Here is a 25,783-nt window from a genome sequence, read left to right on the forward strand (position 1 = left end):
TTTTCGGTATGATCTAATCAAAAGCGAAAGTAGCCGCTCGAAGGAACGAGCGGTCGTCGGGGGATGCGTCTGTTGGAGCGTATTTTCGATCTCGCCATCATTGGAGGCGGTGTTAACGGCTGCGGCATCGCGCGCGATGCGGTCGGCCGGGGCAACAGTGTTTTCCTGTGCGAAATGAACGACCTGGCCAGCGGGACGTCGTCCTGGTCGACCAAGCTGGTGCATGGCGGCCTACGCTATCTCGAATATTACGAGTTTCGCCTGGTCCGCGAGGCGCTGATCGAGCGCGAGATTCTCTGGGGCATCGCGCCCCATATCATCCGCCCCCTGCGTTTCGTTTTGCCGCATCACGCCGGCCTTCGCCCGGCCTGGCTGCTGCGCCTCGGCCTCTTCCTGTATGACCACATCGGCGGTCGTCATCTCCTGCCGGCGACGCGCTCGGTCGATCTCGGGCGCGACGAGGTCGGCAAGCCGCTGATCCCGAATCGCTACAGCCGCGCCTTCGAATATTCCGACTGCTTCGTCGACGACGCCCGCCTCGTCGTGCTCAATGCGCGCGATGCCGCGGACAAGGGTGCTGAGATCCGTACCCGCACCCGCGCAACCGATATCAGGCAGGCCGACGGCATCTGGACCGTCAGCTTGATCAACACACTGACCGGAGAGCGCTCGCAGATCCGGGCGAAGGCTCTGGTCAATGCCGGCGGCCCCTGGGTCGAGGACGTGCTCGGCCGCGGCGCCGGCGTCAACGCGAAGGCAAAAGTGCGCCTGGTGCAGGGCTCGCACATCGTGGTCAAGAAGCTCTACGACCACGACCGCGCCTACATGTTCCAGAACGCCGATGGCCGCATCATCTTCGTCATCCCCTACCAGGACGATTTTACGCTGATCGGGACGACAGACCGCGACTATGACGGCGATCCGGCCAAGGTGAAGGCGACGGCTGAGGAGATCGAGTATCTCTGCAAGGCGGTGAGCGAATATCTGGCCAAGGCCGTGACATCTGAGGACGTGGTCTGGACTTATTCGGGCGTGCGGCCGCTCTATGACGACGGTGCCAGCGAAGCCAAGGCCGCGACGCGCGACTACGTGTTCGAGCTCGACACGCCGGGCGGGGCGCCGCTGCTGTCGATCTATGGCGGCAAGATCACGACCTACCGCCGCCTTGCCGAAGAGGCGCTGGAGCGGCTTGCGCCCTACCTGCGCAGTGCGAAAGCGCGCGAGGGCTGGACCGGCAAATGGCCGCTGCCGGGCGGTGACATGAAGGTCTCCGACATCGACGGCCTGATCGCCGAGCTCCAGCGCGGCTATCCGTTCCTCGGCCACGACCATGCGCGGCGCCTCGCCCGCGCCTATGGCACCCGCGCCATCAAGCTGCTCGGCGACGCGAAATCGGCCGCGGATATGGGCCAGCCGTTCGGCGCGACCCTGACCGAACGCGAGGTCCGCTATCTCATGGCTAATGAATGGGCCGTCACCGCCGATGACATCGTCTGGCGCCGCTCAAAGCTCGGCCTGCGCCTATCTGCCGACGAGATCGCCGCGCTTGACGACTGGATCAGGACCCACGCCGTGCCGCAAAGTCCGCTGCTGGAAGCGGGAGGACGCTCATGAGCGTGACACTCGATCACGTGACCCGGACCGTCGACGGTGCCGAGCACATCCGCGACGTCTCGCTGACGCTCGAGAGCGGCACACTGAACGTGCTGCTCGGGCCGACGCTGTCGGGCAAGACCTCGATCATGCGGCTGCTCGCTGGCCTCGACAAGCCGACCACGGGCAAGGTGCTGGTGAACGGCAAGGACGTCACCGGCGCCGACGTGCGCCAGCGCTCGGTTGCGATGGTCTATCAGCAGTTCATCAACTACCCCTCGCTCACGGTTTACGAGAACATCGCTTCACCCCTGCGCGTACAGGGAAAGCCGCGTGAGGAGATCGAGGCGCGCGTGGCGGAGGCCGCAAAACTCTTGCGCCTCGAGCCGTTCCTGAAGCGCACGCCGCTGCAGCTCTCCGGCGGCCAGCAGCAGCGTACCGCGATCGCCCGCGCGCTGGTCAAGGGCGCCGATCTCGTGCTGCTCGACGAGCCGCTCGCCAATCTCGACTACAAGCTGCGCGAAGAGCTCCGCGCCGAATTGCCGCGCATTTTCGAGGCAACCGGTGCGACGTTCGTCTATGCTACGACCGAGCCGACCGAGGCGCTGCTGCTCGGCGGCAACACGGTGTGCATGTGGGAGGGGCGGGCGCTGCAGATCGGCGAGACGCCCACCGTCTACCGCCGGCCTCAGACGCTGCGCGTCGCGCAGGTCTTTTCCGATCCGCCGCTCAACCTCGTCGGCATCGAGAAGAAGAACGGCTCCGTGCAATATGCCGGCGGCACGGCCTCGCCCGCCTCGGGCCTCTATTCCTCGCTCGCCGACGGCGCCTATCGTGTCGGCTTTCGCGCGCATCAGCTCGCGCTTGCCAACGGCGAGGCCGACCGCCACTCTTTCCACGCCACTGTCACGGTGACCGAGATCACCGGTTCGGAGAGCTTTGTGCATTTGACCCGCGGCGGATCGAACTGGGTTGCGGTGCTGCACGGCGTGCACGAGTTCGAGCCCGGCCAGACCATCGATGCGGTGCTTGACCCAAATGACGTTTTTGTCTTCGACGCGGCTGACCGTCTGGTCGCCGCTCCCGGCATAGCGTTTTCAAGCGAAGTGCGTACCGGTTCGCGTGAAGAAAACGCGTCAACCAGTAAAAGCACTTGAGGGGAGCGCGACATGGCCCGCATTGACCTCGTCGATCTCGCCCATTCCTACGGCGGCAATGACGCGCCGCAGGAGACGTTTGCGCTGAAGCCTGTCACCATGACCTGGCGGCAGGGCGGCGCCTACGCGCTGCTCGGACCCTCCGGCTGCGGCAAGACCACGCTGCTCAACGTCATCTCCGGCATCATCACGCCATCGCGCGGAAAGATCCTGTTCGACGGGGCGGACATCACGCCGCTGTCGACCCAGAAGCGCAACATCGCCCAGGTGTTCCAGTTTCCGGTGATCTACGACACCATGACGGTGGGGCAGAACCTCGCGTTTCCGCTGAAGAACCGCGGCGTGCCGAAGACCGAGATCGACAAGCGTGTCGCCGAGATCGGCCGCCTGCTCGATCTCGAACCTTATCTCAATCGCAAGGCGACCCGGCTCACCGCCGATGCCAAGCAGAAGATCTCGCTCGGCCGCGGCTTGGTCCGGTCCGACGTTGCCGCCGTGCTGTTCGATGAGCCGCTGACGGTGATCGATCCCGAATTGAAATGGCAGCTTCGCTCCAAGCTGAAGGCGCTGCATCGCGAGCTCGATCTCACGATGATCTATGTCACCCACGACCAGACCGAGGCGCTGACCTTCGCCGACACCGTCGTCGTCATGCATGACGGCCGCGTGGTGCAGAGCGGCACGCCGGCTGAGCTGTTCGACAAGCCCGCGCACACTTTTGTGGGCTATTTCATCGGCTCGCCCGGCATGAACATCCTGCCGGCCGAGGTGAGGGGGCGCGAGGCGCGCATCGACGGCCATGTCATCGCGCTCAATCGCGCTTACGACAAGCTGCCCGCAGGCGCCAAGATCGAGATCGGCGTGCGCCCCGAATTCGTCGAGGTCGTTGCGCCCGCGCCGGGTCTGCTCACGGCAAAGATCGAGCGCATCGACGATCTCGGCCGCATCCGCTTTGCGCGCGTCCGCGTCGGCGACGCTAAGCTTGCGGCGCGCGCGCCCAACGGCTTCACCAGCTCCGACGGCACCGCCGGGCTGAAATTCGATCCGTCGCACATCCACGTCTACGCCGACAGCCTTCTGGTGGAGGGAGCCGCCTGATGGACAAGACCGTCAACCAAAAAGCCTGGTTCCTGGTGCTGCCGGTGTTCCTGGTCGTCGCCTTCTCGGCGGTGCTGCCGCTGATGACGGTGGTCAACTATTCGATGCAGGACACGTTCGGTAACAACCAGTTCTTCTGGAACGGCGTCGGCTGGTTCAAGGAGCTGCTCGATCCCTCGACCGATCTCGGCGGCCGCTTCCTCGCGTCGCTCGGCCGCAATCTGTTCTTCTCGCTGGTGATCCTCGCGATCGAGGTGCCGCTTGGCATCGTCGTCGCGCTGTCGATGCCGCGCCAGGGCTGGACGGTGGCGGCCTGCCTCGTGATCCTCGCGCTGCCGCTGTTGATTCCGTGGAACGTGGTCGGCACGATCTGGCAGATCTTCGGCCGGCCCGATATCGGCCTGCTCGGCTATGTCCTCAATCACATCGGCCTCGACTATAATTACGTCTCCAACGACATCGATGCCTGGGTCACTGTCATCGTGATGGACGTCTGGCACTGGACCAGCCTCGTCGCGCTGCTCTGCTATGCCGGCCTGAAGTCGATTCCCGAAGCTTATTACCAGGCCGCGCAGATCGACGGCGCCTCGCGCTGGGCCGTGTTCAAGGCGATCCAGCTGCCGAAGATGAACCGCGTGCTCCTGATCGCGGTGCTGCTGCGATTCATGGACTCGTTCATGATCTACACCGAACCGTTCGTCGTGACCGGCGGCGGACCCGGTAACTCCACTACCTTCGTGTCAATCGAGCTGGTCAAGATTGCGCTCGGCCAGTTCGACCTCGGCAAGGCTGCTGCCCTGTCGCTTGTCTACAACCTCATCATCCTGATCGTCTGCTGGATCTTTTACACTGTCATGACCAACGCCGGCACCGAACGTAAGCATCAGGAAGGAGCCGCGTGATGCATTCGATCCCCGGCCGTCGCCTCGTCATGGCGCTGTTTCTGATCTTCCTGCTGCTGCCAATCTACTGGCTCGTCAATATGAGCTTCAAGACCAACGCCGAGATCGTCTCGACGATGACGCTGTGGCCGCACGCCCCGACGCTGCAGCACTACAAGCGCATCTTCACCGACGAGAGCTGGTATTCCGGCTATATCAATTCGCTGGAATACGTCGTCCTCAACACCATCATCTCGATCTCGGTGGCATTGCCTGCGGCCTACGCATTCTCGCGCTACCGCTTCCTCGGCGACAAGCATTTGTTCTTTTGGCTGCTGTCGAACCGCATGGCGCCGGCTGCGGTCTATGCGCTGCCGTTCTTCAACCTCTATTCGGCGATCGGCCTGTTCGATACGCCGTGGGCCGTGGCGCTCGCGCATTGCATCTTCAACGTTCCCCTGGCGGTGTGGATCCTCGAAGGTTTTGTGTCCGGCGTGCCGCGCGAGATCGACGAGACGGCTTTCCTCGACGGCTATTCCTTCCCGCGCTTCTTCATCAAGATCCTGGTGCCGCTGATCGCAAGCGGCATCGGCGTTGCCGCCTTCTTCTGCTTCATGTTCTCCTGGGTCGAGCTGCTGCTCGCGCGCACGCTGACCTCGGTACAGGCCAAGCCGATCGCCGCGATCATGACGCGCACGGTGTCGGCGGCCGGCATGGACTGGGGGCTGCTCGCTGCCGCCGGCGTGCTCACCATCATTCCGGGCGCGCTCGTGATCTGGTTCGTCCGCAATTACATCGCGAGCGGTTTCGCGCTCGGGCGCGTGTAGGAGGCATCAATGGAATCGATCGCATGGATGGCCTGGACGCTGCCGACGGCGATTTTCTTCGCCGCGCTCGCCTGCACGCTCGCGGTGATGACCTGGCTTGCCGCGGTCTATCCCGAGGCCGAGCGCGTCGGCGTGCTCAGGATTCCAACCACGCGCGGCGATCGCCTGTTCATCTCGCTGATCACGGCGGCCGTCATCCATCTCGTCTGGATCGGCCTCGTCGGCACCGAGGCGATTGCGACGCTGCCGATCGGCGAGGAAGGTTTTGAGATCTCGAGCCTGTGGCTCGCATCAGGAATTTCGCTGGCCACGGCCGTGCTCATTTTCCGCACGGTCTGACGCTCGCGAAAGGGACGGCCAGATCCGGGGGCAATCCGGGTCTGTATAAAATTTTGTCGCTGCAACGGAGGAACAACATGCGACAGTTTAGGAGAAGGAAAGGTCCATTGACCAAGAAGTGCTTTCTGACCATGTCCAGCGTCGCCGCGCTCGCGGTGTCGTTCGCCGTCTCGGCGCCGGTTCGCGCCGCCGACGACGCCACGATCCAGAAGTGGATCGCCGAATTCCAGCCCTCGACCTTGTCGAAGGACGACCAGAAGAAGGAGCTGGAGTGGTTCGCCAAGGCTGCCGAACCGTTCAAGGGCATGGAGATCAACGTCGTCTCCGAGACCATCACGACCCACGAATACGAATCGCAGACGCTGGCCAAGGCGTTCTCCGAGCTCACCGGCATCAAGCTCAAGCACGACATCATCCAGGAAGGTGACGTCGTCGAGAAGCTGCAGACCCAGATGCAGTCCGGCAAGAACGTCTATGACGGCTGGATCAACGACTCCGACCTGATCGGCACGCATTTCCGCTACGGCCAGACCATCGCGCTGTCGGACTACATGACCGGCGAGGGCAAGGACGTCACCGACCCCATGCTCGACGTCAACGACTTCATCGGCAAGTCGTTCGGCACTGCTCCGGACGGCAAGCTCTATCAGCTGCCGGACCAGCAGTTCGCCAACCTCTACTGGTTCCGCTACGACTGGTTCACCAACCCCGACTACAAGGCCAAGTTCAAGGCCAAGTATGGCTACGAGCTCGGCGTCCCCGTGAACTGGTCGGCCTATGAGGACATCGCCGAGTTCTTCACGAACGACATCAAGGAGATCAACGGCGTCAAGGTCTACGGCCATATGGACTATGGCAAGAAGGACCCCTCGCTCGGCTGGCGTTTCACCGACGCCTGGCTATCGATGGCCGGCAACGGCGACAAGGGCATTCCGAACGGCCTGCCGGTCGACGAATGGGGCATCCGCATGGAAGGTTGCCGCCCGGTCGGCTCCAGCGTGGAGCGTGGTGGCGACACCAACGGTCCGGCCGCGGTCTACTCGATCACCAAATATCTCGAGTGGATGAAGAAGTATGCTCCGCCGCAGGCCCAGGGCATGACCTTCTCCGAGTCGGGTCCGGTGCCGGCGCAGGGCAACATCGCCCAGCAGATGTTCTGGTACACCGCCTTCACCGCCGACATGGTGAAGCCGGGCATCGCCGTGATGAACGCGGACGGTACGCCGAAATGGCGTATGGCTCCCTCGCCCCACGGCGCCTACTGGAAGGAAGGCATGAAGCTCGGCTACCAGGACGCCGGCTCGCTCACGCTTCTGAAGTCGACCCCGGCTGACCGTCGCAAGGCGGCCTGGCTGTATCTCCAGTTCATCGTCTCCAAGACGGTGTCGCTGAAGAAGAGCCATGTCGGTCTCACCTTCATCCGTGAATCCGACATCTGGGACAAGTCGTTCACTGAGCGTGCGCCGAAGCTCGGCGGCCTGATCGAGTTCTACCGCTCGCCCGCGCGCGTGCAGTGGACCCCGACCGGCAACAACGTGCCCGACTATCCGAAGCTCGCCCAGCTGTGGTGGCAGAACATCGGCGATGCGTCGTCCGGTACGAAGACGCCGCAAGCCGCGATGGACGCCCTCGCGGCCGCCCAGGACTCCGTGATGGAGCGCCTCGAGAAGTCGGGCGTGCAGGGCGCCTGCGGTCCGAAGCTGCACAAGAAGGAGTCTGCAGAGTTCTGGTTCGCCAAGGCCCAGAAGGACGGCACGATTGCCCCGCAGCGCAAGCTCGCCAACGAGAAACCGAAGGGCGAGACGGTCGACTACGACACCCTGATCAAGTCGTGGCCGGCCACCCCGCCCAAGCGCGCCTCGCTGCAATAAGCGAAGCCCCATAACGACGAAAGGCCGGGAGCGATCCCGGCCTTTTTCTTCCTTCGCCTCGCCCCGCTTGCGGGGAGAGGCCGACACGCGATGCGTGGCGGGTGAGGGGGAGTCTCCGCGAGTCGAACTGTTACCGTCCCCGGGGAGACTCCCCCTCACCCCGACCCTCTCCCCGCAAGCGAGGAGAGGGAGAAGTGACTACTCCGCCGGCTCGGCCGCCAGCGTCGGATAATCCGTGTAGCCTTTGGCGCCGCCGCCGTAGAAGGTGTTCTTGTCCCACTCGTTCAGCGCGGCGCCCGCCTTCAACCGCTCGACCAGGTCGGGGTTGGAGATGAACGGCTTGCCGAAGGCGATGAGATCGGCGGCATTCGCATCCAGCACCTTGGTTGCGAGATCGAAATCGTAGCCGTTGTTGGCGACATAGGCGCCGGCGAACCGCTTGCGGATGCTGGCATAGTCGAACGGCGCGATGTCACGCGGACCGCCGGTGGCGCCTTCGACGACGTGGAGATAGACCAGCTTGAGCGCGCTGAGGCCGTCCACGATGTAATCGTACAGCGCCTGCGGGTTGGAATCCGAGATGTCGTTGGCGGGCGTCACCGGCGAGATGCGGATGCCGGTGCGCTCGGCGCCGGCCTCGGCAACGACGGCCCTGGAGACTTCCAGCATCAGCCGCGCACGGTTCTCGATCGAGCCGCCATAGGCATCGGTACGCTTGTTGGCGCCGTCCTTGGCGAACTGCTCGAGCAGATAGCCGTTGGCGCCGTGGATCTCGACGCCGTCGAATCCGGCTTCCAGCGCGTTGCGCGTAGCACGCTTGTAGTCGTCGATGAGGCCGGGAATCTCGGAGAGTTCGAGCGCACGGGGCTCGGAGACGTCCGCGAAGCCGCCGTTCACGAAGGTCTTGCCCTTGGCGCGGATCGCGCTGGGCGCGACCGGGGCCGCGCCACCCGCCTGAAGGTCGACATGCGAGATGCGGCCGACATGCCAGAGCTGGATGAAGATCTTGCCGCCGCGCTCATGGACCTTGTCAGTGACCTTGCGCCAGCCGGCGACCTGGTCCTTGGTGTAGATGCCGGGGGTGTCCTGGTAGCCCTGGCCCTGCTGCGAGATCTGGCTCGCCTCGGTGATCAGCAGCCCTGCGGACGCGCGCTGGGCGTAATAGTCGGCGGCCAGCGCGCCGGGGACGAACGTGCCAGGGACGGCGCGGTTGCGCGTCAGCGGCGCCATCACGAGCCGGTTGGCCAGCGTGATGGGGCCGAGCTTGTAGGTCTCAAACAATTTGGTCGAACGGCTCATGGGAATGCTTCCAGGCGGTGAGAGGTCCGGAACACTTGTGCATCGCCGCAATCAGCGCAAGGGATGAGCCATACGGAAAGTGCAGGCGAGCTACGCGTGAGACCGCGCGTAGCATAATTCATGTGCAATTTCGGCCGCGACAGCGAAATCCCGCTGTCGCAGCCGTGCGATTCCACAAATCAGTTCGTGCCGAGAAAATCGCGCTTGCCGATCTCGACGCCGTTGTGGCGCAAGATGCCGTGGGCTATCGCCGCGTGGAAATAGAGGTTCGGCAGCGAGAACGAGCTCAGGAATTGCTGTCCCGTCATGGTGATGGTCTTGCCGGCGCCGACCGGAAAGGTGACGTCCCTGGCGTCGGCGCCCTCGAACTGCTCGGGCTTGAAGGATTTGACATAGTCGATCGTCTTCGCCAGCCGCTGCTTCAACTCCGCAAAGCTGGTTTCAGTGTCGGGTGTCGAGGGCACCTCGCTTTGCGTCAGCCGCGCGCAGCCTCTGGTCGGATAGTCGGTGACGAGCTGAAACTGCCTCGACAGCGGCAACATGTCCGGGAAAAGGCGGGAGCCGAGCAGGACGCTCGGCTCGATCTTTTTCGCCGCGCAATGCGCCTCGGCCTTGGTCAGCAGGCCGATCATGCTGTTCAGCATTTGCAGATAGGCGGGAACGACGGCGTCGTAGAAGGACATGTGATGCTCTCTTCAATGAGGGAAAACCCAGGCGAAAAACCTGAGCCACTCACATGGGAGCCTCATGGAATAATGCAATCGCATGAAACGGTTTTGCGGTGCGAAAATTCTCCTTCGCTGGCTTATGGTGCCGTCGCTGCCATACCCTCGCGGTCATCGCCCGGCTTGACCGGGCGATCCAGTACTCCGAGGCAGTATTGATTAAGTCGATGGGCCGCGGCGTACTGGATTCCCCGCCTTCGCGGGGAATGACCACCGACAGATTGTTTAGCGGATCGTTGCCCCCGGCTGCGCCTGCGCCGTGCCGCCGCGCATCCGCGCCAGCAGCTCCGCGGTGGGCCACGAGTCCGCCGGCAGGCCGTATTTGATCTGCATCGCCTTCACCGCGGCACGGCTCTGCTGGCCCAGGACGCCGTCGACCTTGCCGACATTGAAGCCGGCTTGGACCAGCAGCTGCTGCAATTGCTTGAGCTCGTTGAACGGCAGCTGCGCAACCGGCGTCGCCGGCTTGCGCATCGGCGGGGCGCCTGCGATGCGGGTGGCGAGATAGCCTGCGGTGGTCGAATAGATCAGCGAGTTATTCCACTCGGTGTAGGCCGCGAAATTCGCATAGGCCATGAAGGCCGGCCCAAAACGCCCCATCGGCAGCAATATCGAGGAGGGGAGGTTGTCGTTCGGCAGCGGTCGTCCGTCGGGATAGGTGACGCCGAGCTGGCCCCATTTCGAGCGCGGCAGCTGCACGGTGAGATCGGTCTGATCCCACGGCAGGTTCTGCGGCACCTTGATCTCCTCCAGCCACGGCTCGCCGCGCCGCCACTTCAAGCCGTTGGCGATGTAGTTCGCGGTCGAGCCGATCACGTCGTCTTCGCTGCGCAGCAGATCGCGCCGCCCATCGCCGTCATAGTCGACGGCATAATTGACGTAGTGCACCGGCAGGAATTGCGTCTGGCCGAGCTCGCCGGCCCAGGAGCCGATCATCTCGTCGGGGGTGAGATCGCCGCGATCGATGATCTTCAGCGCGGCGATGGTCTCGTTCACGAACATCTCCGAGCGCCGGCAGTCATAGGCCAGCGACACCAGCGATTTCAGCGTCGGCAGATTGCCCATGTTGGCGCCGAAATCGCTCTCCAGGCCCCAGAACGCGGCGATCACTGCCGGCGGCACGCCGTATTCCTTTTCCGCGCGCGCAAACGCGGCCGCATGTTGCTTGATGTGCTGCTGGCCGTTCTGCATGCGATAGGGCGCGGCCATGCGTCCGGCAAATTCGGTGAAGAGCTGGCCGAACACGCGCTGGCCGCGATCGCGGTTGACGATGCCCTGGTCGTAGACGAGGTAGGGTGAAGCCTCCGCGATCGTGAGCTGCGACACGCCGGCGGCGACAGCCTGGCTCTTCACGTCGGCGAGGAAGCGATCGAAGCTCGCCCCGTTATGGCACGATGCCGCGCGCGGCGACGGCGCGGTGGCCTTGGGCGCGGCAGGCTTTGCCGGCGGCGGCGCGAACTGGGCGGAGGCGGGAAGGGCGAGCGCAAACGAGGCCGCGATCGTTGCGACCGCAAGGCGAGAACCAAGGCAGTTCATCGGCATCGATATCTCTGGTGCAGGGAGCTGCTAGGCCGCCAAGACGGCGCGTTTCACAGCAAGGGGAAGGGCGATCTCGCGAAAGAAGGCTTTTGGATAAAGGTAGTCCTCGCCGGACTCATCGACGATCCGCAGCATGTCGAGCTTCTCGGCCGCCGGATCGCGCAGCGTCACATAAATCTTGCGCTTCTCGATGGACGCCTCATAGCCCTCATTGCCGACGCAGATCACCAGTTGCTTGCTTCGCGATTTCGTCATGATGGTCAGAGCAGGTTCTTGATCTTGAATTCCTTGCGGCCGATGCCGGCAGCCTCGTACCAATGTATCTCAGCGAGATGGGTAGAGCCATTGGATAATCGCACCCGTGCGATGCCCTTGCGCTTCCGCCAGCGTCCCCGCCCATAGATTCGTCGCAGCCGGGCGATCTCGCGAATACCCGAACCGCTGGCGAAGGTTTCGACCTCGGAAATCTCGCCGAGAATCTCGAAATGCATGGCCCCGATCGTGCCCGGCCGTCCCCGGCTGGGTCAAGTGCCGCGGCCCCGCGACGCACCTTGAAACCTTGCACCCGGGCCGGGGTCATCCCTACCTGAACTGTGCCGGCCAGAGGTTTCGCCCGCGGCCGCTCCGGGAGACGGCCATGAACTATCTGCGTACCGCAATGCTGCTTGCAGGCCTCACCGCCCTGTTCATGGGTGTGGGCTATCTGATCGGTGGTGCCTCCGGCGCCATGATCGCGCTCGTCATTGCGGCCGCGATGAACATCTTCACCTACTGGAACTCCGACCGCGCCGTGCTCTCGATGTACGGCGCCCATGAGGTCGACCGCCGCAGTGCGCCGGAGCTGGTCGGGCTCGTCGCCGAGCTTGCCGGCCGCGCCGGCCTGCCGATGCCGCGCGTGTTCGTGATGGACGAGGCGCAGCCGAACGCGTTCGCGACGGGGCGCAATCCCGAGAATGCCGCCGTCGCCGTCACCGTCGGCCTGATGAATCAGCTCAGCCGCGAGGAGCTCGCTGGTGTCATCGCGCACGAGCTTGCGCATATCAGGAATCACGACACGCTGCTGATGACGATTACCGCGACGATCGCCGGCGCCATCTCCATGCTGGCGCAGTTCGGCATGTTCTTCGGCGGCAACCGCGACAACAACGGCCCGGGCATCGTCGGATCGATCCTGATGATGATCCTGGCGCCGCTCGGCGCCATGCTGGTGCAGATGGCGATCAGTCGCACCCGCGAATATGCCGCGGACGATCTCGGTGGGCGCATCGTCGGCCAGCCGATGTGGCTGGCCTCGGCGCTGCTGAAGATCGAGGGCGCGGCGCATCAGGTCCCGAATTTCGAGGCGGAACGCAATCCAGCGACCGCGCACATGTTCATCATCAATCCGCTGTCGGGCCATGGCGTGGATAATCTGTTCACGACCCATCCCTCGACGCAGAACCGCATCGCCGCGCTGCAGCGGCTTGCAGCCGAGCTCGGCGCGCGAGCGACCCCGTCGGTCGGGGCCAACGAGAACTATCCGCCGCAGGGCCCGTGGGGCCGCTCCTCGTCACGTGGTCCTTCTCGTGGTCCTTGGGGCTGATGGATCCGGCCGGGATTTGCTCCCCTTTGTGACCTGGCGCACACAGCATCGTCGCGGCCGGTGCTAACACCTCGGCGTGACACTTTCTTCGAAAGGGGATGCGTGGCCGGCCCTCCGCCGGCCACCGTCGAAGATGACCAGAACTGCCGTACCATTGTTGATCGTCCTTGGCGTGCTCATCGGCCTGTCCACGCACACGGTCGTCAATTGCGGCGACGAGGACGAGCCCGACGTCTGCTCGGCTGTGATCGGCTTTTCGCCGCTGCGGGGCTCGCTGATCGCCTTTGCCTATGAAGGGCGCGGACGGATCGCGCTGCGCCATGGCGACTTCAAGCGGGCGATCGCCGATTTCGACGAGGCCATCCGCCTCAATCCCAATCGCGCATCCCTCTATCGCGACCGCGCGCTGGCGCGCCGGCAGAACGGCGACCTCGCACTCGCCATCGAGGACTATGACGAGGCGATTGCGCATGATCCCAAGCTGGCCGCGCCCTATCACCAGCGCGGCCTTGCGCTCGCCGCCACCGGCGATCTCGATCGCGCCATCCTGAGCTACAGCACCGCGGTCCGCCTCGATCCCACCGATGCGCAGGCCCGCCTCGACCGCGGCCTCGCCTTCCTCGCCCGCGGCCAAGCCGATGACGCCCGCGCCGATTTCGAGGTCGCACTGGCGTTGCCATCAGGCAAGGACGCCGGCACGCGCGAAGCGGCGCGCGCGAAGCTAGCCGAGCTCACGAGCGCCGAGCCGAGCCGGGTCACAGCGCCGAGGCGATGAGGGGACTCTATCCGCGAGTCCGGAATCGTAGGGTGGGCAAAGGCGCACTTGCGCCGTGCCCACGACCTGCTCAATAAGGCAACACACGAGTGGGCACGCTTCGCTTTGCCCACCCTACGATGCTGAATGTCCGGAGAGATGGCGCCCTACTTCGTCTTCTTGGCTTTCGCCTTCTTCGCCTTGGCAACCTTCTTCACCGGCTTGTCCTTCGCCGGCTTCTCCGCCTTCACCGCGATCGGCGTGCTGGCGGCGAGGCGCATGGCGCGGGCGTAGCTGTCGGCGACGTTGTCGGCGGACATCTGCAGGCGCCTGGCGGCAGCACTCGCCTGCTCCATGGTGGCCTTGGCCATCATCTTGAAGCGGTCGCCGGTCTCCTTGCTCTTGGCCTTGGCCGCAAGGCCGCTGAAGCGATCCCGCCGCTCCTTGGCGCGGGTCATCAGGCCCGTCTGCAGCTGTCTGGCCAATTGCCGGATCACGACATCCAGGTCGGCGTCCGCCATGTTGTTCTATCCTCTTGAAAACAGGTATCGATGCGGGCGGGACTATGCAGATCGGGCCCCACCTTGGCAATTGCCGGCCGCCAATCATCCGCAGCTTCCGGCAGCCCACAACAAAAAAGCCGCGCATTTTCGCGCGGCTTTCGGGCTGGCTTGGCGGGGCCTCACTTCAGCGAGGCAACAGGGCCGCTGGTGGCCGCCGGGTCGGGGTCGAAGCCGAACACGCCGACCAGATATTTGTAATAGTCGGGCATCTTCTCCTTGAGCGTCTCGCGCGACTTGGGGTCATGGAATTCGCTTTTTCCCGCCAGGAAGATGCTGGCGGTCACGGCGAAGAACTCCATCGGGTTCTTCATCGCATAAGATTCCCTGGGCAGCAGGTCCTTGGACTTGGCGTAGGCGTAATAGGTGATCACGCCCTTGTTGGCGTAGCCGTCCGGCAACAGCCGGGCGTGATAGGCGTGCAGCATCTCGTGCAGCAGCACGGCTTCCTTCTCATAGCGCATCATGTCCGGGCGCAGCATGATCACGCCGAGCCCCGAATCGACCGCGAGGTCGACCGCGTTCGGATTGCTCCAGCGCTGCTTGCCGGGGTCCCAGACCGTCAGCGTCCGGGGCGCGCTGCGCTGGATGTCGGGCGTGACGCGGCCGTAGCATGCGGTCGCGGCGCCTTCGTCGAGGCAGGCGAGCTCGCTCGCGACGATCGGAACGGTGTGGAAGAAGCGCAGCACGCGCGGCGAGAGGCCGACGCCTTCGACGACGTCGATCTGGCTCTTCAGATTGTCGGTGAGCTTGTCGATATCCTTGCGGTCGCGGGCCTCGGTGGTGTCGAACATGTAGCCGCGATAGTTCTGGAAGCCCGGCGGCAACGCCTGCGCGGCCTCGCCGGTCGCATCGAGCGTCCCGGCAATGGATGGACCAGCAAAGAGCGCGCCGACGATGGTCGCGGTCAGCAGCAACGCAATGCGCATGATGATGAACCCCCTGATGTCACTTCGCTCGCCACGATAGGGCGCCGTTGTTTGCGAAAAGTGAGTGAGGCGAGACTAAGGCCGCGATGTTGAGGCGTGCTTAACCGCTGGTTGCAGATCGCGGGAGCGGATTAGGGCTGGGTTAACCAAGGCCGCGCGCACGGCAGCCTATCACCGTCACCCTGAGGCGCTCGCCTCTTCGGCGAGCCTCGAAGGGCGACGGCCCGGCTGCATCGGGGCCGTGCATCCTTCGAGGCTCGCAAGGGCTCGCGCCTCAGGATGACGGAATGGGTACTGAGGGTGTAGATTCACCTGAGGGCAGCAAGCCCCACATCAGAAGCCGGAAGGGAGGATGCCATGTATGCCGCCATCCGTCAGGCCAAGGCGAAAAGCGGGAGCGCCGAGGAGCTGGCGCGCCGCATCAAGGACGGTGCCGTCCCCATCATCAGCGATGTCGACGGCTTTCGCGCTTACTACGTCGTCTATGCCGGCGACGACACGGTCACCGCGATCTCGATCTTCGACAAGTTCGAGCAGGCCGAGGAGGCGAACAAGCGCGCCATTGCCTGGATCGAGCAGGATCTCGGCCCACTGCTCGCAGGACACGCGAGCGCGGCCGCGGGACCTGTAATCGTGCATACGCTGGCGTAGGGTGGTGGTGCCTTCGCCTCTCCCCGCGTGCGGGGAGAGGCCGAAATGCGCGCGGAGCGCGGATTTCGGGTGAGGGGGACTCTCCGCGAGTCCAACTCTCACCGTCCTTGCGGAGACTCCCCCTCACCCCGACCCTCTCCCCGCAAGCGGGGCGAGGGAGAATCCTCACAACTCCCGTGCGTTCGAGAACGCGAAGCTCGACACCCTTCGCGTCGTCTCGTCCAGGATCAGCGTCCGCGTGATCGGCGGCTCGGCGCGCTGGGCGCAGTTTTCGCGCTCGCAGAGGCGGCAGTTGACGCCGATCGGCGTGCCCTCGGTCTTCTCGAGGTCCATGCCGGCCGCATAGGTCAGACGCGCGGCGTGGCGGATCTCGCAGCCAAGACCGATGGCGAAGCGCGGCTGCGGCAGCGGATGCGGCGCGACGGGACGGCGCACCATCTGCGCGATCGAGAAATAGCGCGTGCCGTCGGAGAGCTCGATCACCTGTTTCAGCAGGCGATCCGGCGTGTCGAAGGTCGAGTGCACGTTCCAGAGCGGACAAGTGCCGCCGAATTTCGAGAACGGGAACGTGCCGGAGGAGAAGCGCTTCGACACGTTGCCCGCATTGTCGACGCGCAGCAGGAAGAACGGAATGCCGCGCGCGTTCGGCCGCTGCAACGTGGTGAGGCGGTGGCAGACCTGCTCGAAGCCGGAATTGAAGCGCTGCGCCAGCACGTGGATGTCGTAGTTGAGAGCTTCGGCAGCGGCGAGAAATGCCGGGTAGGGCATCATCACGGCGGCCGCGAAGTAATTGCCAAGCGTGATGCGGAACAGCCGCCGCGGCGCATCGTCGAGCGGGCCGGCGCGGCCGATGATGGTCTCCAGCGCTTGCGCGCATTCACCTAAGCCCAGCTGGAAGGCGAGCTGGAACGCGCGGCCGGGCGGATCGACCAGCTCCGAGATCAGCAACTGGCGGCGGTGGCGATCGAAGCGCCTGAGCGTCTCGCGCATCACGTCGACAGGCATGATGCGGGTCTGGATCGAATGCTTCTCGCGCAATCGCGCCGCGAGCGCGGCATAGAGTCCTTCGGCCGGCACGTTCAGCTCGTCGCGCAGGTTTTCCGCGGCCTGCTCGAGCTCCGGGAAATAATTGCGGTTGGCCTCGATCAGCTCGCGGACGCGCTCGACCGGATTAGCCTCATAGCGCGTGCCGACGTCGCGGTCGGCCATCTGCGCCGCCGCCAGCGTCTCGCCCTGGCGCGCCTCGGCATAGGCCGCGTAGAGCCGTTGCAGCGCATGGGTGACGCCCGGACAGAGCTCGGCAAGGTCGCGCAGTTCCTGCTTGGGCACGTCGATCTGGCGAAACAGCGGGTCGGAAAAAATCTCGTTCAGCTCGGCGAAGAAGCGGTCCTCGTCGGCGGTGGCGAGGTCCCGCAGATCGAGGTCATAGGTCTCGGCCAGCCGCAGCAGGATCTGAGCGGTCACCGGACGTTGGTTCCGCTCGATCAGGTTGACGTAGCTCGGCGAAATCCCGAGGCCCTCGGCGATCTGGGTCTGCGACAGCCCCAATTGCTGCCGGATCCGCCGGAAGCGCGGCCCGACGAACAGCTTTTTCCCGGACTCGGCGGGCATATTCAGGTCTCCAGCAGCATCAAGGTCAGGAAATCTGACCTATTATTTACAAAATTTACAAAATAACATCTATTACATGTTCTGATGTTACATGACATCACCATTCAAATACAAGGCCTCTATACGAACTTCCCTTTCTCGCGTTTAGCTCCTGACACGCATTTCGCAATGCATTGTCAAAAATGTCGATGACAGCTGCTGCTTTGTCATCCGTCGAAAGGGATCAGGCACATGAACTACCAGCCCCGTGGCATCAACACCCTCCAGGGTCCCGCGTCCTACCAGAGCGAGGTCGACGCGGCCCGGGCGCTGCTCGAGAAGCAGCCGACCTGGAACGGCGTGTCCGCCGAGGCCGTCGCACGCATGCGCCTCCAGAACCGCTTCAAGACCGGTCTCGACATCGCCCGCTACACCGCGGCGCTGATGCGCGCGGACATGGCTGCCTATGACGCCGATCCGACCAAGTACACCCAGTCGCTGGGCTGCTGGCACGGCTTCATCGCCCAGCAGAAGCTGATCTCGATCAAGAAGCATTTCGGCGGCAGGACCGATCGCAAATATCTGTACCTGTCCGGCTGGATGATCGCGGCACTGCGTTCCGAGTTCGGTCCGTTGCCCGACCAGTCGATGCACGAGAAGACCTCGGTGCCGGCGCTGATCGAGGAGCTCTACACCTTCCTGCGTCAGGCTGACTCGCGCGAGCTGAACGACATCTTCCGTCTCATCGACAAGGCGCGCAAGGAAGGCGACAAGACCCGCGAGAAGGAGCTGATCGAGAAGATCGACAACTTCCAGACCCACGTCGTGCCCGTCATCGCCGACATCGACGCGGGCTTTGGCAATGCGGAAGCGACCTATCTGCTCGCCAAGAAGATGATCGAGGCGGGTGCCTGCGCCCTCCAGATCGAGAACCAGGTCTCGGACGAGAAGCAGTGCGGCCATCAGGACGGCAAGGTCACCGTGCCGCATGAGGTCTTCCTGGCGAAGATCCGCGCCTGCCGCCATGCCTTCCTGGAACTCGGCGTCGAGGACGGCATCATCGTCACCCGGACCGACTCGCTCGGCGCCGGCCTGACGCAGCAGATTGCCGTCAGCCACAAGCCGGGCGACATCGGCGATCAGTACAACAGCTTCCTCGACTGCGAGGAAGTGACGGCTGAGAACGCTCGCAACGGCGACGTCATCATCAACCGCAACGGCAAGATGATGCGTCCGAAGCGCCTGCCCAGCAATCTCTACCAGTTCCGTCCAGGTACTGGCGAAGACCGTTGCGTGCTCGACAGCATCACCTCGCTGCAGAACGGCGCCGACCTGCTCTGGATCGAGACCGAGAAGCCCCATATCGAGCAGATCGCCAAGATGGTCGACCGCATCCGCAAGGTCGTGCCGAATGCCAAGCTCGCCTACAACAACTCGCCGTCGTTCAACTGGACCATCAACTTCCGTCAGCAGGTCTATGACGCGTGGAAGGAAGCCGGCAAGGATGTCAGCAAGTACAGCCGTGCCGAGCTGATGAAGCCGGAATACGACGAGACGCCGCTGGCGATCGAAGCCGACGAGCGCATCCGGACCTTCCAGGCGGATTCGGCCAAGCGCGCCGGCATCTTCCATCACCTGATCACGCTGCCGACCTACCACACGGCCGCGCTGTCCACCGATAATCTCGCACGCGAGTATTTCGGCGAGCAGGCCATGCTCGGCTACGTCAAGAACGTGCAGCGCCAGGAGATCCGTCAGGGCATCGCCTGCGCCAAGCACCAGAACATGGCCGGCTCCGACATCGGTGACGACCACAAGGAATACTTCGCGGGTGAAGCGGCCCTGAAGGCGGGCGGCGCCCACAACACCATGAACCAGTTCGGCTAACGCAGAACGCTTGAGAGGAGAGCGACCATGACCAACAGCAATTTCTGGGTGATCGGCGGCGAGTTCGGTTCGATGAACTTCCACAAGCTGGTGGAAGGCTCGGCCCAGGTTCGAGGCCCCTTCAAGTCCCGCAAGGAAGCCGAGGAGTGCTGGAAGGAAGTGTCGGAAGAGACCCGCCACATGGCCGGCGTCCGCTTCTCGATCGTGGAAGAGCCGTCGCGCGTTTCGGCCTGATCTCGTCTAAGAAGACGTCCAAGGACGGAGGGTCCCATCCGGCGCAAGCCGGGTGGGATCGTCTGTTTTTGGCACAGGTGAGGCGCCTGTGGGCGCCGTAAGTATCTGGAATTGTAGGCCTTTGCGAAGGGTTTGGTTGCTGATAGGTTAACGGCAGAGTTTGAGGACGAGGCCGACAATGTCAGAGCCCGAGACCAGTGGTGTCAATCCCAGCCAGGTGCGCCCGGTGCGGCTACGCGACGCGCTGTTGCGCGCGCGGATCGAGGCCGCCGACCGGACGGGTGTCGTCGTCGATCTGCGCGACGCCGAGGTGGCGCGGCTCGAGATCCTCAACGACGCGCTCGACCCGCTGTTCGCGCAGGTGCCTGATCAGATCGACCTGTTCGACCGCGGCATCAGCCAGGGCGATACACCGAGGCTCTGGATCGACGTCGTCGCCCACATCATGATGGGGCGCGACAAGCGGATGTACCGCTTCGTCCAGGACACCCGCTTCGGCCGCCTCGTGCTCGCCGAGTCGCACGACACCGCCGTGATCGTCGAAGCGGTCACCGACTATGTCGCCCGCCGCATCGTCGAGCGCGAGCGTGCGATGGTCGTGATGCCCGAGCCGCAGGCCCCGGCCACAGAGCCGCCGCGCCGCTCGCGGTTCTGGCCGTTCGTGCTCGGCTTCGTGCTCGGTGCCGCCGCGCTGTTCGGGCTCGCCGTCGTCGCGGCTTTGCGGAGCTGGTGAAGCTCGCTCCGCCGTCATTCCGGGACGCGCGGAGCGCGAGCCCGGAATCCATTCATCCGCGTACGCTGTCGCCCGATGGATTCCGGGCTCATGCTTCGCATGCCCCGGAATGACGGCGTGAGACTAGATCAACCTCACATGCTTGATCTGCCCGATCTGAAATCCGGCGCCAAGGCTCCGCACGGTCTGCTCGCAGCGCCAGCCGGCATTGTCCTTCTCGATTCTGAACAGATTATACGCCGCCGCCGGAGTGTGCCCGTGCGCGAGCGCGGAGGCCGAGGGGACGCCGATCGCGGGGATGTTGCCGTTGGGGCCCTCGAACCACATCGTCGAGTGAATGTGGTCGTGCCCGTGCAGGATCAGCTCGACGCCGTGGCGTTTCAAAAGCGCCAGCAGCTCGGCGGAATCAGTCATCCGTTTCTGGCGTGCCCTGGACTTCAGCGGATGATGCACCAGCAGCACGCGGAAGACGTCCTCAGTCGCGAGCCGGTCGAGCACCCGTTCAAGAGCTGCGAGCTGGTCGCGCCCGAGCGTGCCCGTCGCCATCAGCGGCAGGGTCGGCACCGCCGTAGACAGGCTGATCAGCGCCAGCGGCCCGCGTCGGCGGACGCCCGGAAAGCCGATGCGGCCGTCGTCGTCCGCCAGATAGGGCGCAAAGGTCTCGCCGAAGCGGTGATACGTGTTGCGGACATAGGCGTCGTGATTGCCCGGAATCGCGGTGACACGGTCGGGCGGGCCGACGCCGTCGAGCCAGGCGCGTGCCGGCGCGAACTCCGCTTCCAGCGCCAGGTTGACCAGATCGCCCGTCACCGCGATGTGGTCGGGCGCCTGCGCCTTCACGTCCGCAACGAGCGCGTCGAGCACCTCGCGGCGCTGGTATTTGTGGCGGTTGCGCGTCCAGTTGACGTAGCCGAGCGCGCGCTTGCCGGCGAGCTCGATCAGCCGCGGCCTCGGCAGGGGCGCCAGATGCGGGTCGGACAGATGGGCGAGCGTGAAGGGAGCCATGATAGGCGATTGCCTCGCTATTCGTCCGCTGTAATGGCAAGGTCGCGACCACTGTGCAAGCGCCCGACGGGAGCCTGATGGGAGAGCGCCTGAATCATATCCGACGGAAATTCGAGCCGCTGCTGCGGCGGATTTTCCACGCCTGGTTCCTGCTGGTGCGCGGCATGACGCTCGGCGTCCGTGCCGTCGTGCTGGACGCCGACAACAGGGTGTTCCTGGTCAGGCACAGCTACGTCGTCGGCTGGTATCTGCCCGGCGGCGGCGTCGATCTCGGCGAGACCATGGAGCAGGCGATGCGGCGCGAGCTCAAGGAGGAGGGCGATATCGACCTCACCGGCGAGGCCGTGCTGCACGGCATCTTCCTCAACAGCCATGTCTCCCGCCGCGATCACGTCGCGGTCTATGTCGTCAGGCAGTTCAGGCAGGATCGCCTGCCGGAGCCGAACCGCGAGATCGCTGAATGCGGCTTCTTCGCCATCGATGCGCTGCCCGAGGGCACCACGCGCGGCACGCGGTTGCGGTTGTCGGAGGTGCTCGAAGGCAAGCCGCTGATCGCGACGTGGCGGTGAACGGCGCCGCTACAGCATAATGGGATCAGGCTTGATTGCTGCAGCGACGGTGGTGCGCTCCCTCTCCCGTTTGCGGGCGTTTGCGGGGGAGGGCTGGGGTGGCGGTGCTTCCGCGATGATGGGATTCCCAAGAGGAAAGAACCCGCGGCCTGGCGCAGCGGCCCGATCTGGCACCCGCCCGGTAGACCACGGCCGCCCGAGATGTTATCCCGCGTCCGACGTCGACGCGTTTTCCTGACGCGAACCGGGGCCCACTTCGCTCGAAAACGCTGTGCTGACATGACCGATCTTTCGCTCACCATCCTTCCCGAGACGGCCCGCGACGCCCAGGCGATCGAACGGCTGCACGAACGCACCTTCGGCCCCGGCCGCTTCGTGCTCAGCGCCTACCGGATCCGCGAGCATGTCGACCATCTGCTCGACGTCTCCTTCACCGCCCGCATCGGCACGCTGCTGGTCGGGTCGGTCAGGCAATTGCCGGTGCTGATCGGCGAGACGCCGTGCTTGCTGCTCGGGCCGCTCACCGTCGAGCCGCCGTTCCGCGACCGCGGCATCGGCCGCAAGCTGATGGAGCGGGCGCTGAAGGACGCCAGGGATAAGGGTCACCGCCTGATCCTGCTGGTCGGCGACGAGCCCTATTACAGCCGGGTCGGCTTCAAGCAGGTCGAGAAGGGCCGCGTCACCATGCCCGGCCCGGTCGACGCCGCGCGCGTCCTGGTGTTCGAGCTCGTCGAAGGTGCGTTCGAAGGCGTGTCGGGCGTCGTCGCGCCGGACTGGAGCAAGGCGCGCGTGGGGTAATCTGTTGCTCGGATGGAGTTTCGACCATGCAGGTGCGTCCCGCCGATCCCGCCGAGATCGATCAGCTCGCGCAGCTGTGGCATGATGCCTGGCATCACGCGCATGCGCATCTGGCGCCGCCTGAGCTCGTCCGCCTCCGCACGGTCGCGAGCTTTCGTGACCGGCTCGCGCTCATGCTTGCCGATGTCTGCGTCGTAGGCCCCGCCGGCGCGCCGCTCGGCCTGTGTGCCCTCAAAGGCGACGAACTGTACCAGCTGTTCGTGTCGCCCAAAGCGCATGGGACGGGTGTGGCCGCAGCGCTGATCGCCGACGCCGAGGAACGGCTCGCCGCGCGCGGCGTGCAGCTGGCGTGGCTGGCATGTGCGATCGGCAATACGCGCGCCGAGCGGTTCTACGAGAAGAGCGGCTGGCGCAAGGCCGGCACCTTCGTGATGATGTCGGAGACGTCGAACGGGCCGTTCCCCGTGGATCAGTCGCGCTTCGAGAAGCGGCTCGCGCCCATGGCGTGAGCGGTCCGCGCTCCATCCTCCGTCATTGCGAGCGCAGCGACTTGTCCGCCGAAGCTTCAGCGAAAGCGGAAGCAATCCAGAATCTTTCCGCAGAGGCAGCCTGGATTGCTTCGTCGCTTCGCTCCTCGCAGTGACGATTGTGGAGATAGTCGCAGCCTGCTCCAGATGTGCGTGCCGGGGCCCGTAGGTCCCGGCCGGCTCAAGCCTAGAACTTGAAGTTCGCGAATGCCCGCACGCCGATGCCGGGCATCAGCACCTCGTCCTTGGTATAGGACACCGAGTTGCGGATGTTCTCGTTGAGGAGATTGTTGCCGACGATGCCGGCCGTCATCTCGCGCGCACCGAACTGACGCGGATCGAGCTTGGTGTTGTAGCTCACCTCGGCCTTCAGCAGATTGTAGCCCGCCGTCGGCGTCTCCGCGATCACGGCGATGTTGTTCTGCGCGAAGGCGTGCAACAGGTTCACCCGCATCAGCCAGTTGTCGTCGCGCCAGAACACGCCGCCGCCCATCCGCAACGGCGGAATGCGCGGCACGTTGGTGCCGTCGGTGAAGGTGGCGCGGACGAAGTCGAGCTGGTTCTCGATGCCCCAGATGCCGCCCTGGAACGCGCTGACGTCGAGCTGCGATTGGAATTCGCCGCCGCGGAAATTGGCGTTGGCCTGCGAGTACACCGCCTGGTTCAGCTCCGCGCCCGGATTGCCGCATGAGGCGAAATCGTCGTCGCACATCACGCCGGTGAGGCGGCGATAGATGAAATTGTCGAAATGCGTGTAGTAGACGGTGCCCTCGAAGCGGAACGGTCCGGTCGCCTTGCGCAGGCCGAGCTCGACGGATTTCGCGGTCTCGATGGTGAGGTTGGGATTGCCGATGTCGAATGTCGCTGTCGCATCATGCCCACCGCGCGAAAACAGCTCGGCCGCTTTCGGCGCGCGCTCGACATATTGCGCGGTGATGCTGCCGACCATGCCGCCCGGCAGATCCTGCAGTAGGCCGATGCTGCCGCTCTTCGGCGTGAACGACGGATTGCGCGCGATCGCCGCCTGCGGCGCGCCGTCGGGCAGGAAGTCCGCCGGAAAATCGGGCGTCGTGCCGTGCAGCTCGACATGCTCGATCCGGCCGGCGATCTGCGCCCGCGTCGCTTCCGTGAACTTGAACTCGTTGAAGGCGTAGCCGGCAACGCGCGTGCTAGTGTTGGGATCCCACAATCCGTTGAACAGCGTGCCGGGATTGTCCGGGCTCGGTGCGTTCAATTCCTGATGGCCGACCTGGAAGCCCAGCGCCGTCGTGACTTCCGCAAAGCGCGCGTTGAACGGCATCAGCTGCACCTCGGTGCGGATCTCCTGCTCCTTGTTGGTGAAAGTCTGCCGGATGCCGAGGCTGTTGAGATCGGCGGGATCGGCAAGGCCGATCTCGTTGTGCCGGTAGTCGGTCGCACCCGCCCAGAAGCGGACGGTATCGATCGCAGTCGCGTCGGGATGGTATTCACCCTTGACGTTGATCTTGGTCTGGTGGCCGTCGATCCGTGTCTGGTGGTCGGCGCCGTCGATGCCGGGGATGTGGTAGAGCGAATCGTTCTCCGTGATCGCCGCGCCGATATAGCCGCCCTGGAAGAAGTAGGAGCCGCCGATCGAGGCGCCGTCCGAACGTGTGGCCGAGTTCGGCTGGCGGCCGTTCACGGGACGCGACTGGTCGTTGAGATAGGGATAGCTCGGAATGTTGTAGTCCGAGGTGGTGCGGCCATAGACGTCGGCATGGAACGCAAAATTGCCGCCGCCGGTGTCGAGCAGCACGCCGCTCTCGACGCCGCGATCGACCGAGGAGAACGCGGAGCGCGTCTCGGCGCTGACGCAAGGCGAGGTCGCGGCGGACGCGAGCGGCGCCTTGGCCGGAAGGCCGTAAGCCTGGAACGACGGCGCGCAGGATGGCAACGCATCCGGAATCCGGTTGTTGGTGGCGCTGACGACGCCGCCGATCGAGGTCGAGCCGTAGCGGAGCGCGGCCGGCCCGCGCACCACCTCGACCTGGTTGGTCGCGAGCGGGTCGATCGGGACGAAATGATCCTCGCCGAGATCGGAGGCGCCGCCCGAATTGGTGCCGTTCTCGACGATGCCAACGCGGTTGACGTCGAGGCCCCGGATGATCGGGCGGCTGGAGGCGCCCGGCGCGAAGCTCGAGCCGGTGATGCCCGGCTTCGAGAACAGGAGATCGCCGAGCTGGCCGCCGCCCTCGCGGCGGATTTCCTCGTTCGGCACCACGGTGACGGTCGCGAACTGGTTGGTGACGACAGGCAGCACGCCCCGCTGAGGCGCGGCGGCGGCCGTCGTTGCTGCAGCCGCCGGAGGCGCTTCGGCCGTGCGTTGCGGATTGCGCGATCGCCCGGTGCGCGTGACACGGACCTGGCTGCGGGTCGGCACCACCCTGCGCACGATGGGGCTCGGCGCCGTCACCGTGACGGACGGGATCTCGCTCGACGATGGTGCTGGCGCGGGGGCAGAAGCTGGCGCAGGGTCTTGTGCAGCCGTTTGGGCCGGCGCGGATGTGGCGGCGGCGCCGAGCAGGAGCAGGCTGGCTCCTGCGAGACGCTGCGCGCGTCGCAATTCAAATGACATGGTCCTGATTCCAGTCAGGCGCCGTCCGTAAGATGCTGTGCT

Annotated in this window: 26 protein-coding genes; 16 read left to right on the forward strand and 10 right to left on the reverse strand. The window is 64.7% G+C overall.

The window, feature by feature from the left end; genetic code table 11:
- The first annotated feature begins 63 nt into the window (after window positions 1-63).
- The 7 genes from glpD to HYH08_RS19515 all read left to right on the forward strand — a co-directional run bounded on the left by glpD (window position 64) and on the right by HYH08_RS19515 (window position 7,766).
- Window positions 64-1,614: a glycerol-3-phosphate dehydrogenase gene (gene glpD, locus HYH08_RS19485; protein WP_220011426.1), complete on the forward strand. Its 1,551-nt coding sequence runs from the start codon at window positions 64-66 to the stop codon at window positions 1,612-1,614.
- A complete protein-coding gene (locus tag HYH08_RS19490) occupies window positions 1,611-2,750 on the forward strand; it encodes an ABC transporter ATP-binding protein (RefSeq protein ID WP_220011427.1) in 1,140 nt (379 codons plus the stop codon). The genes glpD and HYH08_RS19490 overlap by 4 nt, the downstream gene beginning before the upstream one ends.
- Before the next feature lie 12 nt (window positions 2,751-2,762).
- The gene (locus HYH08_RS19495) at window positions 2,763-3,848 is read left to right on the forward strand and encodes an ABC transporter ATP-binding protein (RefSeq protein WP_220011428.1); all 1,086 of its coding nucleotides are present in this window, start codon (window positions 2,763-2,765) and stop codon (window positions 3,846-3,848) included.
- Window positions 3,848-4,750, forward strand: coding sequence for a carbohydrate ABC transporter permease (locus HYH08_RS19500; RefSeq protein WP_220011429.1), 903 nt, complete (start codon window positions 3,848-3,850; stop codon window positions 4,748-4,750). The genes HYH08_RS19495 and HYH08_RS19500 overlap by 1 nt, the downstream gene beginning before the upstream one ends.
- Window positions 4,750-5,556, forward strand: coding sequence for a carbohydrate ABC transporter permease (locus HYH08_RS19505; RefSeq protein ID WP_220011430.1), 807 nt, complete (start codon window positions 4,750-4,752; stop codon window positions 5,554-5,556). Before HYH08_RS19500 ends, HYH08_RS19505 begins: the two co-directional genes overlap by 1 nt.
- 9 nt (window positions 5,557-5,565) lie before the next feature.
- Window positions 5,566-5,895 (forward strand): DUF2160 domain-containing protein, encoded by a 330-nt coding sequence (locus tag HYH08_RS19510; protein WP_220011431.1) that lies wholly within the window; start codon window positions 5,566-5,568, stop codon window positions 5,893-5,895.
- Window positions 5,896-6,026: 131 nt separating this feature from the next.
- A complete protein-coding gene (locus tag HYH08_RS19515) occupies window positions 6,027-7,766 on the forward strand; it encodes an ABC transporter substrate-binding protein (RefSeq protein WP_220011573.1) in 1,740 nt (579 codons plus the stop codon).
- A 198-nt stretch (window positions 7,767-7,964) separates the two neighbouring features.
- Here the strand turns inward: HYH08_RS19515 and HYH08_RS19520 are convergent, their stop codons facing one another.
- The 5 genes from HYH08_RS19520 to HYH08_RS19540 all read right to left on the reverse strand — a co-directional run bounded on the left by HYH08_RS19520 (window position 7,965) and on the right by HYH08_RS19540 (window position 11,820).
- On the reverse strand, window positions 7,965-9,065 hold the full coding sequence (locus HYH08_RS19520; RefSeq protein ID WP_220011432.1) for an alkene reductase: 1,101 nt from the start codon (window positions 9,063-9,065) through the stop codon (window positions 7,965-7,967).
- Window positions 9,066-9,244: 179 nt separating this feature from the next.
- Complete coding sequence (locus HYH08_RS19525; protein ID WP_220011433.1) at window positions 9,245-9,748, reverse strand: DUF1993 domain-containing protein; 504 nt, start codon at window positions 9,746-9,748, stop codon at window positions 9,245-9,247.
- A gap of 267 nt (window positions 9,749-10,015) precedes the next feature.
- Entirely contained in the window at window positions 10,016-11,326 is a 1,311-nt protein-coding gene (locus tag HYH08_RS19530) for a lytic murein transglycosylase (RefSeq protein WP_502788406.1), read from the reverse strand.
- A gap of 30 nt (window positions 11,327-11,356) precedes the next feature.
- Entirely contained in the window at window positions 11,357-11,584 is a 228-nt protein-coding gene (locus tag HYH08_RS19535) for a hypothetical protein (protein ID WP_220011435.1), read from the reverse strand.
- A gap of 5 nt (window positions 11,585-11,589) precedes the next feature.
- Window positions 11,590-11,820, reverse strand: a complete 231-nt coding sequence (locus tag HYH08_RS19540) for a hypothetical protein (protein WP_220011436.1) — start codon at window positions 11,818-11,820, stop codon at window positions 11,590-11,592.
- A gap of 146 nt (window positions 11,821-11,966) precedes the next feature.
- Here HYH08_RS19540 and htpX point away from each other — a divergent pair, with 146 nt between their 5' ends.
- Window positions 11,967-12,911, forward strand: a complete 945-nt coding sequence (gene htpX / locus HYH08_RS19545; RefSeq protein ID WP_220011437.1) for a zinc metalloprotease HtpX — start codon at window positions 11,967-11,969, stop codon at window positions 12,909-12,911.
- A 133-nt stretch (window positions 12,912-13,044) separates the two neighbouring features.
- Window positions 13,045-13,686 carry a tetratricopeptide repeat protein gene (locus HYH08_RS19550; protein ID WP_220011438.1) on the forward strand — a complete coding sequence of 214 codons (642 nt, stop codon included), beginning with the start codon at window positions 13,045-13,047 and terminating at the stop codon, window positions 13,684-13,686.
- Window positions 13,687-13,832: 146 nt separating this feature from the next.
- Here the strand turns inward: HYH08_RS19550 and HYH08_RS19555 are convergent, their stop codons facing one another.
- Both HYH08_RS19555 and HYH08_RS19560 read right to left on the reverse strand, forming a co-directional pair.
- The gene (locus HYH08_RS19555) at window positions 13,833-14,186 is read right to left on the reverse strand and encodes a hypothetical protein (RefSeq protein ID WP_220011439.1); all 354 of its coding nucleotides are present in this window, start codon (window positions 14,184-14,186) and stop codon (window positions 13,833-13,835) included.
- Between the two features lie 161 nt (window positions 14,187-14,347).
- Window positions 14,348-15,154 (reverse strand): hypothetical protein, encoded by an 807-nt coding sequence (locus tag HYH08_RS19560; RefSeq protein WP_220011440.1) that lies wholly within the window; start codon window positions 15,152-15,154, stop codon window positions 14,348-14,350.
- Between the two features lie 357 nt (window positions 15,155-15,511).
- On the opposite strand from HYH08_RS19560, the gene HYH08_RS19565 reads away from it, so the two are divergent.
- Window positions 15,512-15,805 carry an antibiotic biosynthesis monooxygenase gene (locus HYH08_RS19565; protein ID WP_164937563.1) on the forward strand — a complete coding sequence of 98 codons (294 nt, stop codon included), beginning with the start codon at window positions 15,512-15,514 and terminating at the stop codon, window positions 15,803-15,805.
- Between the two features lie 165 nt (window positions 15,806-15,970).
- Here HYH08_RS19565 and HYH08_RS19570 read toward each other — a convergent pair whose 3' ends face one another.
- Complete coding sequence (locus HYH08_RS19570) at window positions 15,971-17,416, reverse strand: helix-turn-helix domain-containing protein (protein ID WP_220011441.1); 1,446 nt, start codon at window positions 17,414-17,416, stop codon at window positions 15,971-15,973.
- 231 nt (window positions 17,417-17,647) lie between these two features.
- Between HYH08_RS19570 and HYH08_RS19575 the strand changes: the two genes are divergently transcribed.
- The 3 genes from HYH08_RS19575 (at window position 17,648) to HYH08_RS19585 (ending at window position 20,249) form a co-directional block, all read left to right on the forward strand.
- Window positions 17,648-19,282 (forward strand): isocitrate lyase, encoded by a 1,635-nt coding sequence (locus HYH08_RS19575; protein ID WP_220011442.1) that lies wholly within the window; start codon window positions 17,648-17,650, stop codon window positions 19,280-19,282.
- Between the two features lie 27 nt (window positions 19,283-19,309).
- Window positions 19,310-19,516 (forward strand): DUF4170 domain-containing protein, encoded by a 207-nt coding sequence (locus HYH08_RS19580; protein WP_220011443.1) that lies wholly within the window; start codon window positions 19,310-19,312, stop codon window positions 19,514-19,516.
- Window positions 19,517-19,694: 178 nt separating this feature from the next.
- Window positions 19,695-20,249, forward strand: coding sequence for a hypothetical protein (locus HYH08_RS19585; RefSeq protein WP_220011444.1), 555 nt, complete (start codon window positions 19,695-19,697; stop codon window positions 20,247-20,249).
- A gap of 123 nt (window positions 20,250-20,372) precedes the next feature.
- Here HYH08_RS19585 and HYH08_RS19590 read toward each other — a convergent pair whose 3' ends face one another.
- On the reverse strand, window positions 20,373-21,254 hold the full coding sequence (locus HYH08_RS19590; protein WP_220011445.1) for a metallophosphoesterase family protein: 882 nt from the start codon (window positions 21,252-21,254) through the stop codon (window positions 20,373-20,375).
- Window positions 21,255-21,331: 77 nt separating this feature from the next.
- On the opposite strand from HYH08_RS19590, the gene HYH08_RS19595 reads away from it, so the two are divergent.
- The 3 genes from HYH08_RS19595 (at window position 21,332) to HYH08_RS19605 (ending at window position 23,130) form a co-directional block, all read left to right on the forward strand.
- The gene (locus tag HYH08_RS19595; protein WP_220011446.1) at window positions 21,332-21,823 is read left to right on the forward strand and encodes an NUDIX domain-containing protein; all 492 of its coding nucleotides are present in this window, start codon (window positions 21,332-21,334) and stop codon (window positions 21,821-21,823) included.
- Between the two features lie 279 nt (window positions 21,824-22,102).
- Window positions 22,103-22,621 carry a GNAT family N-acetyltransferase gene (locus HYH08_RS19600; protein ID WP_220011447.1) on the forward strand — a complete coding sequence of 173 codons (519 nt, stop codon included), beginning with the start codon at window positions 22,103-22,105 and terminating at the stop codon, window positions 22,619-22,621.
- 26 nt (window positions 22,622-22,647) lie between these two features.
- A complete protein-coding gene (locus HYH08_RS19605) occupies window positions 22,648-23,130 on the forward strand; it encodes a GNAT family N-acetyltransferase (protein WP_220011448.1) in 483 nt (160 codons plus the stop codon).
- Between the two features lie 205 nt (window positions 23,131-23,335).
- On the opposite strand, the gene HYH08_RS19610 is transcribed toward HYH08_RS19605, so the two are convergent.
- The gene (locus HYH08_RS19610) at window positions 23,336-25,741 is read right to left on the reverse strand and encodes a TonB-dependent receptor (protein ID WP_220011449.1); all 2,406 of its coding nucleotides are present in this window, start codon (window positions 25,739-25,741) and stop codon (window positions 23,336-23,338) included.
- Between the last annotated feature and the right edge of the window lie 42 nt (window positions 25,742-25,783).

The sequence above is a fragment of the Bradyrhizobium sp. BR 10289 genome (assembly GCF_019455385.1).
In the GTDB taxonomy this organism is placed as follows: Bacteria; Pseudomonadota; Alphaproteobacteria; order Rhizobiales; family Xanthobacteraceae; genus Bradyrhizobium.

Excerpts from the sequence above, each read along its gene's own strand:
- glpD (WP_220011426.1), top strand. The coding sequence starts at position 64 with ATGCGTCTGTTGGAGCGTATTTTCGATCTCGCCATCATTGGAGGCGGT.
- HYH08_RS19490 (WP_220011427.1), top strand. The coding sequence starts at position 1,611 with ATGAGCGTGACACTCGATCACGTGACCCGGACCGTCGACGGTGCCGAG.
- HYH08_RS19495 (WP_220011428.1), top strand. The coding sequence starts at position 2,763 with ATGGCCCGCATTGACCTCGTCGATCTCGCCCATTCCTACGGCGGCAAT.
- HYH08_RS19500 (WP_220011429.1), top strand. The coding sequence starts at position 3,848 with ATGGACAAGACCGTCAACCAAAAAGCCTGGTTCCTGGTGCTGCCGGTG.
- HYH08_RS19505 (WP_220011430.1), top strand. The coding sequence starts at position 4,750 with ATGCATTCGATCCCCGGCCGTCGCCTCGTCATGGCGCTGTTTCTGATC.
- HYH08_RS19510 (WP_220011431.1), top strand. The coding sequence starts at position 5,566 with ATGGAATCGATCGCATGGATGGCCTGGACGCTGCCGACGGCGATTTTC.
- HYH08_RS19515 (WP_220011573.1), top strand. The coding sequence starts at position 6,027 with ATGTCCAGCGTCGCCGCGCTCGCGGTGTCGTTCGCCGTCTCGGCGCCG.
- HYH08_RS19520 (WP_220011432.1), bottom strand. The coding sequence starts at position 9,065 with ATGAGCCGTTCGACCAAATTGTTTGAGACCTACAAGCTCGGCCCCATC.
- HYH08_RS19525 (WP_220011433.1), bottom strand. The coding sequence starts at position 9,748 with ATGTCCTTCTACGACGCCGTCGTTCCCGCCTATCTGCAAATGCTGAAC.
- HYH08_RS19530 (WP_502788406.1), bottom strand. The coding sequence starts at position 11,326 with ATGAACTGCCTTGGTTCTCGCCTTGCGGTCGCAACGATCGCGGCCTCG.
- HYH08_RS19535 (WP_220011435.1), bottom strand. The coding sequence starts at position 11,584 with ATGACGAAATCGCGAAGCAAGCAACTGGTGATCTGCGTCGGCAATGAG.
- HYH08_RS19540 (WP_220011436.1), bottom strand. The coding sequence starts at position 11,820 with ATGCATTTCGAGATTCTCGGCGAGATTTCCGAGGTCGAAACCTTCGCC.
- htpX (WP_220011437.1), top strand. The coding sequence starts at position 11,967 with ATGAACTATCTGCGTACCGCAATGCTGCTTGCAGGCCTCACCGCCCTG.
- HYH08_RS19550 (WP_220011438.1), top strand. The coding sequence starts at position 13,045 with ATGACCAGAACTGCCGTACCATTGTTGATCGTCCTTGGCGTGCTCATC.
- HYH08_RS19555 (WP_220011439.1), bottom strand. The coding sequence starts at position 14,186 with ATGGCGGACGCCGACCTGGATGTCGTGATCCGGCAATTGGCCAGACAG.
- HYH08_RS19560 (WP_220011440.1), bottom strand. The coding sequence starts at position 15,154 with ATGCGCATTGCGTTGCTGCTGACCGCGACCATCGTCGGCGCGCTCTTT.
- HYH08_RS19565 (WP_164937563.1), top strand. The coding sequence starts at position 15,512 with ATGTATGCCGCCATCCGTCAGGCCAAGGCGAAAAGCGGGAGCGCCGAG.
- HYH08_RS19570 (WP_220011441.1), bottom strand. The coding sequence starts at position 17,416 with ATGCCCGCCGAGTCCGGGAAAAAGCTGTTCGTCGGGCCGCGCTTCCGG.
- HYH08_RS19575 (WP_220011442.1), top strand. The coding sequence starts at position 17,648 with ATGAACTACCAGCCCCGTGGCATCAACACCCTCCAGGGTCCCGCGTCC.
- HYH08_RS19580 (WP_220011443.1), top strand. The coding sequence starts at position 19,310 with ATGACCAACAGCAATTTCTGGGTGATCGGCGGCGAGTTCGGTTCGATG.
- HYH08_RS19585 (WP_220011444.1), top strand. The coding sequence starts at position 19,695 with ATGTCAGAGCCCGAGACCAGTGGTGTCAATCCCAGCCAGGTGCGCCCG.
- HYH08_RS19590 (WP_220011445.1), bottom strand. The coding sequence starts at position 21,254 with ATGGCTCCCTTCACGCTCGCCCATCTGTCCGACCCGCATCTGGCGCCC.
- HYH08_RS19595 (WP_220011446.1), top strand. The coding sequence starts at position 21,332 with ATGGGAGAGCGCCTGAATCATATCCGACGGAAATTCGAGCCGCTGCTG.
- HYH08_RS19600 (WP_220011447.1), top strand. The coding sequence starts at position 22,103 with ATGACCGATCTTTCGCTCACCATCCTTCCCGAGACGGCCCGCGACGCC.
- HYH08_RS19605 (WP_220011448.1), top strand. The coding sequence starts at position 22,648 with ATGCAGGTGCGTCCCGCCGATCCCGCCGAGATCGATCAGCTCGCGCAG.
- HYH08_RS19610 (WP_220011449.1), bottom strand. The coding sequence starts at position 25,741 with ATGTCATTTGAATTGCGACGCGCGCAGCGTCTCGCAGGAGCCAGCCTG.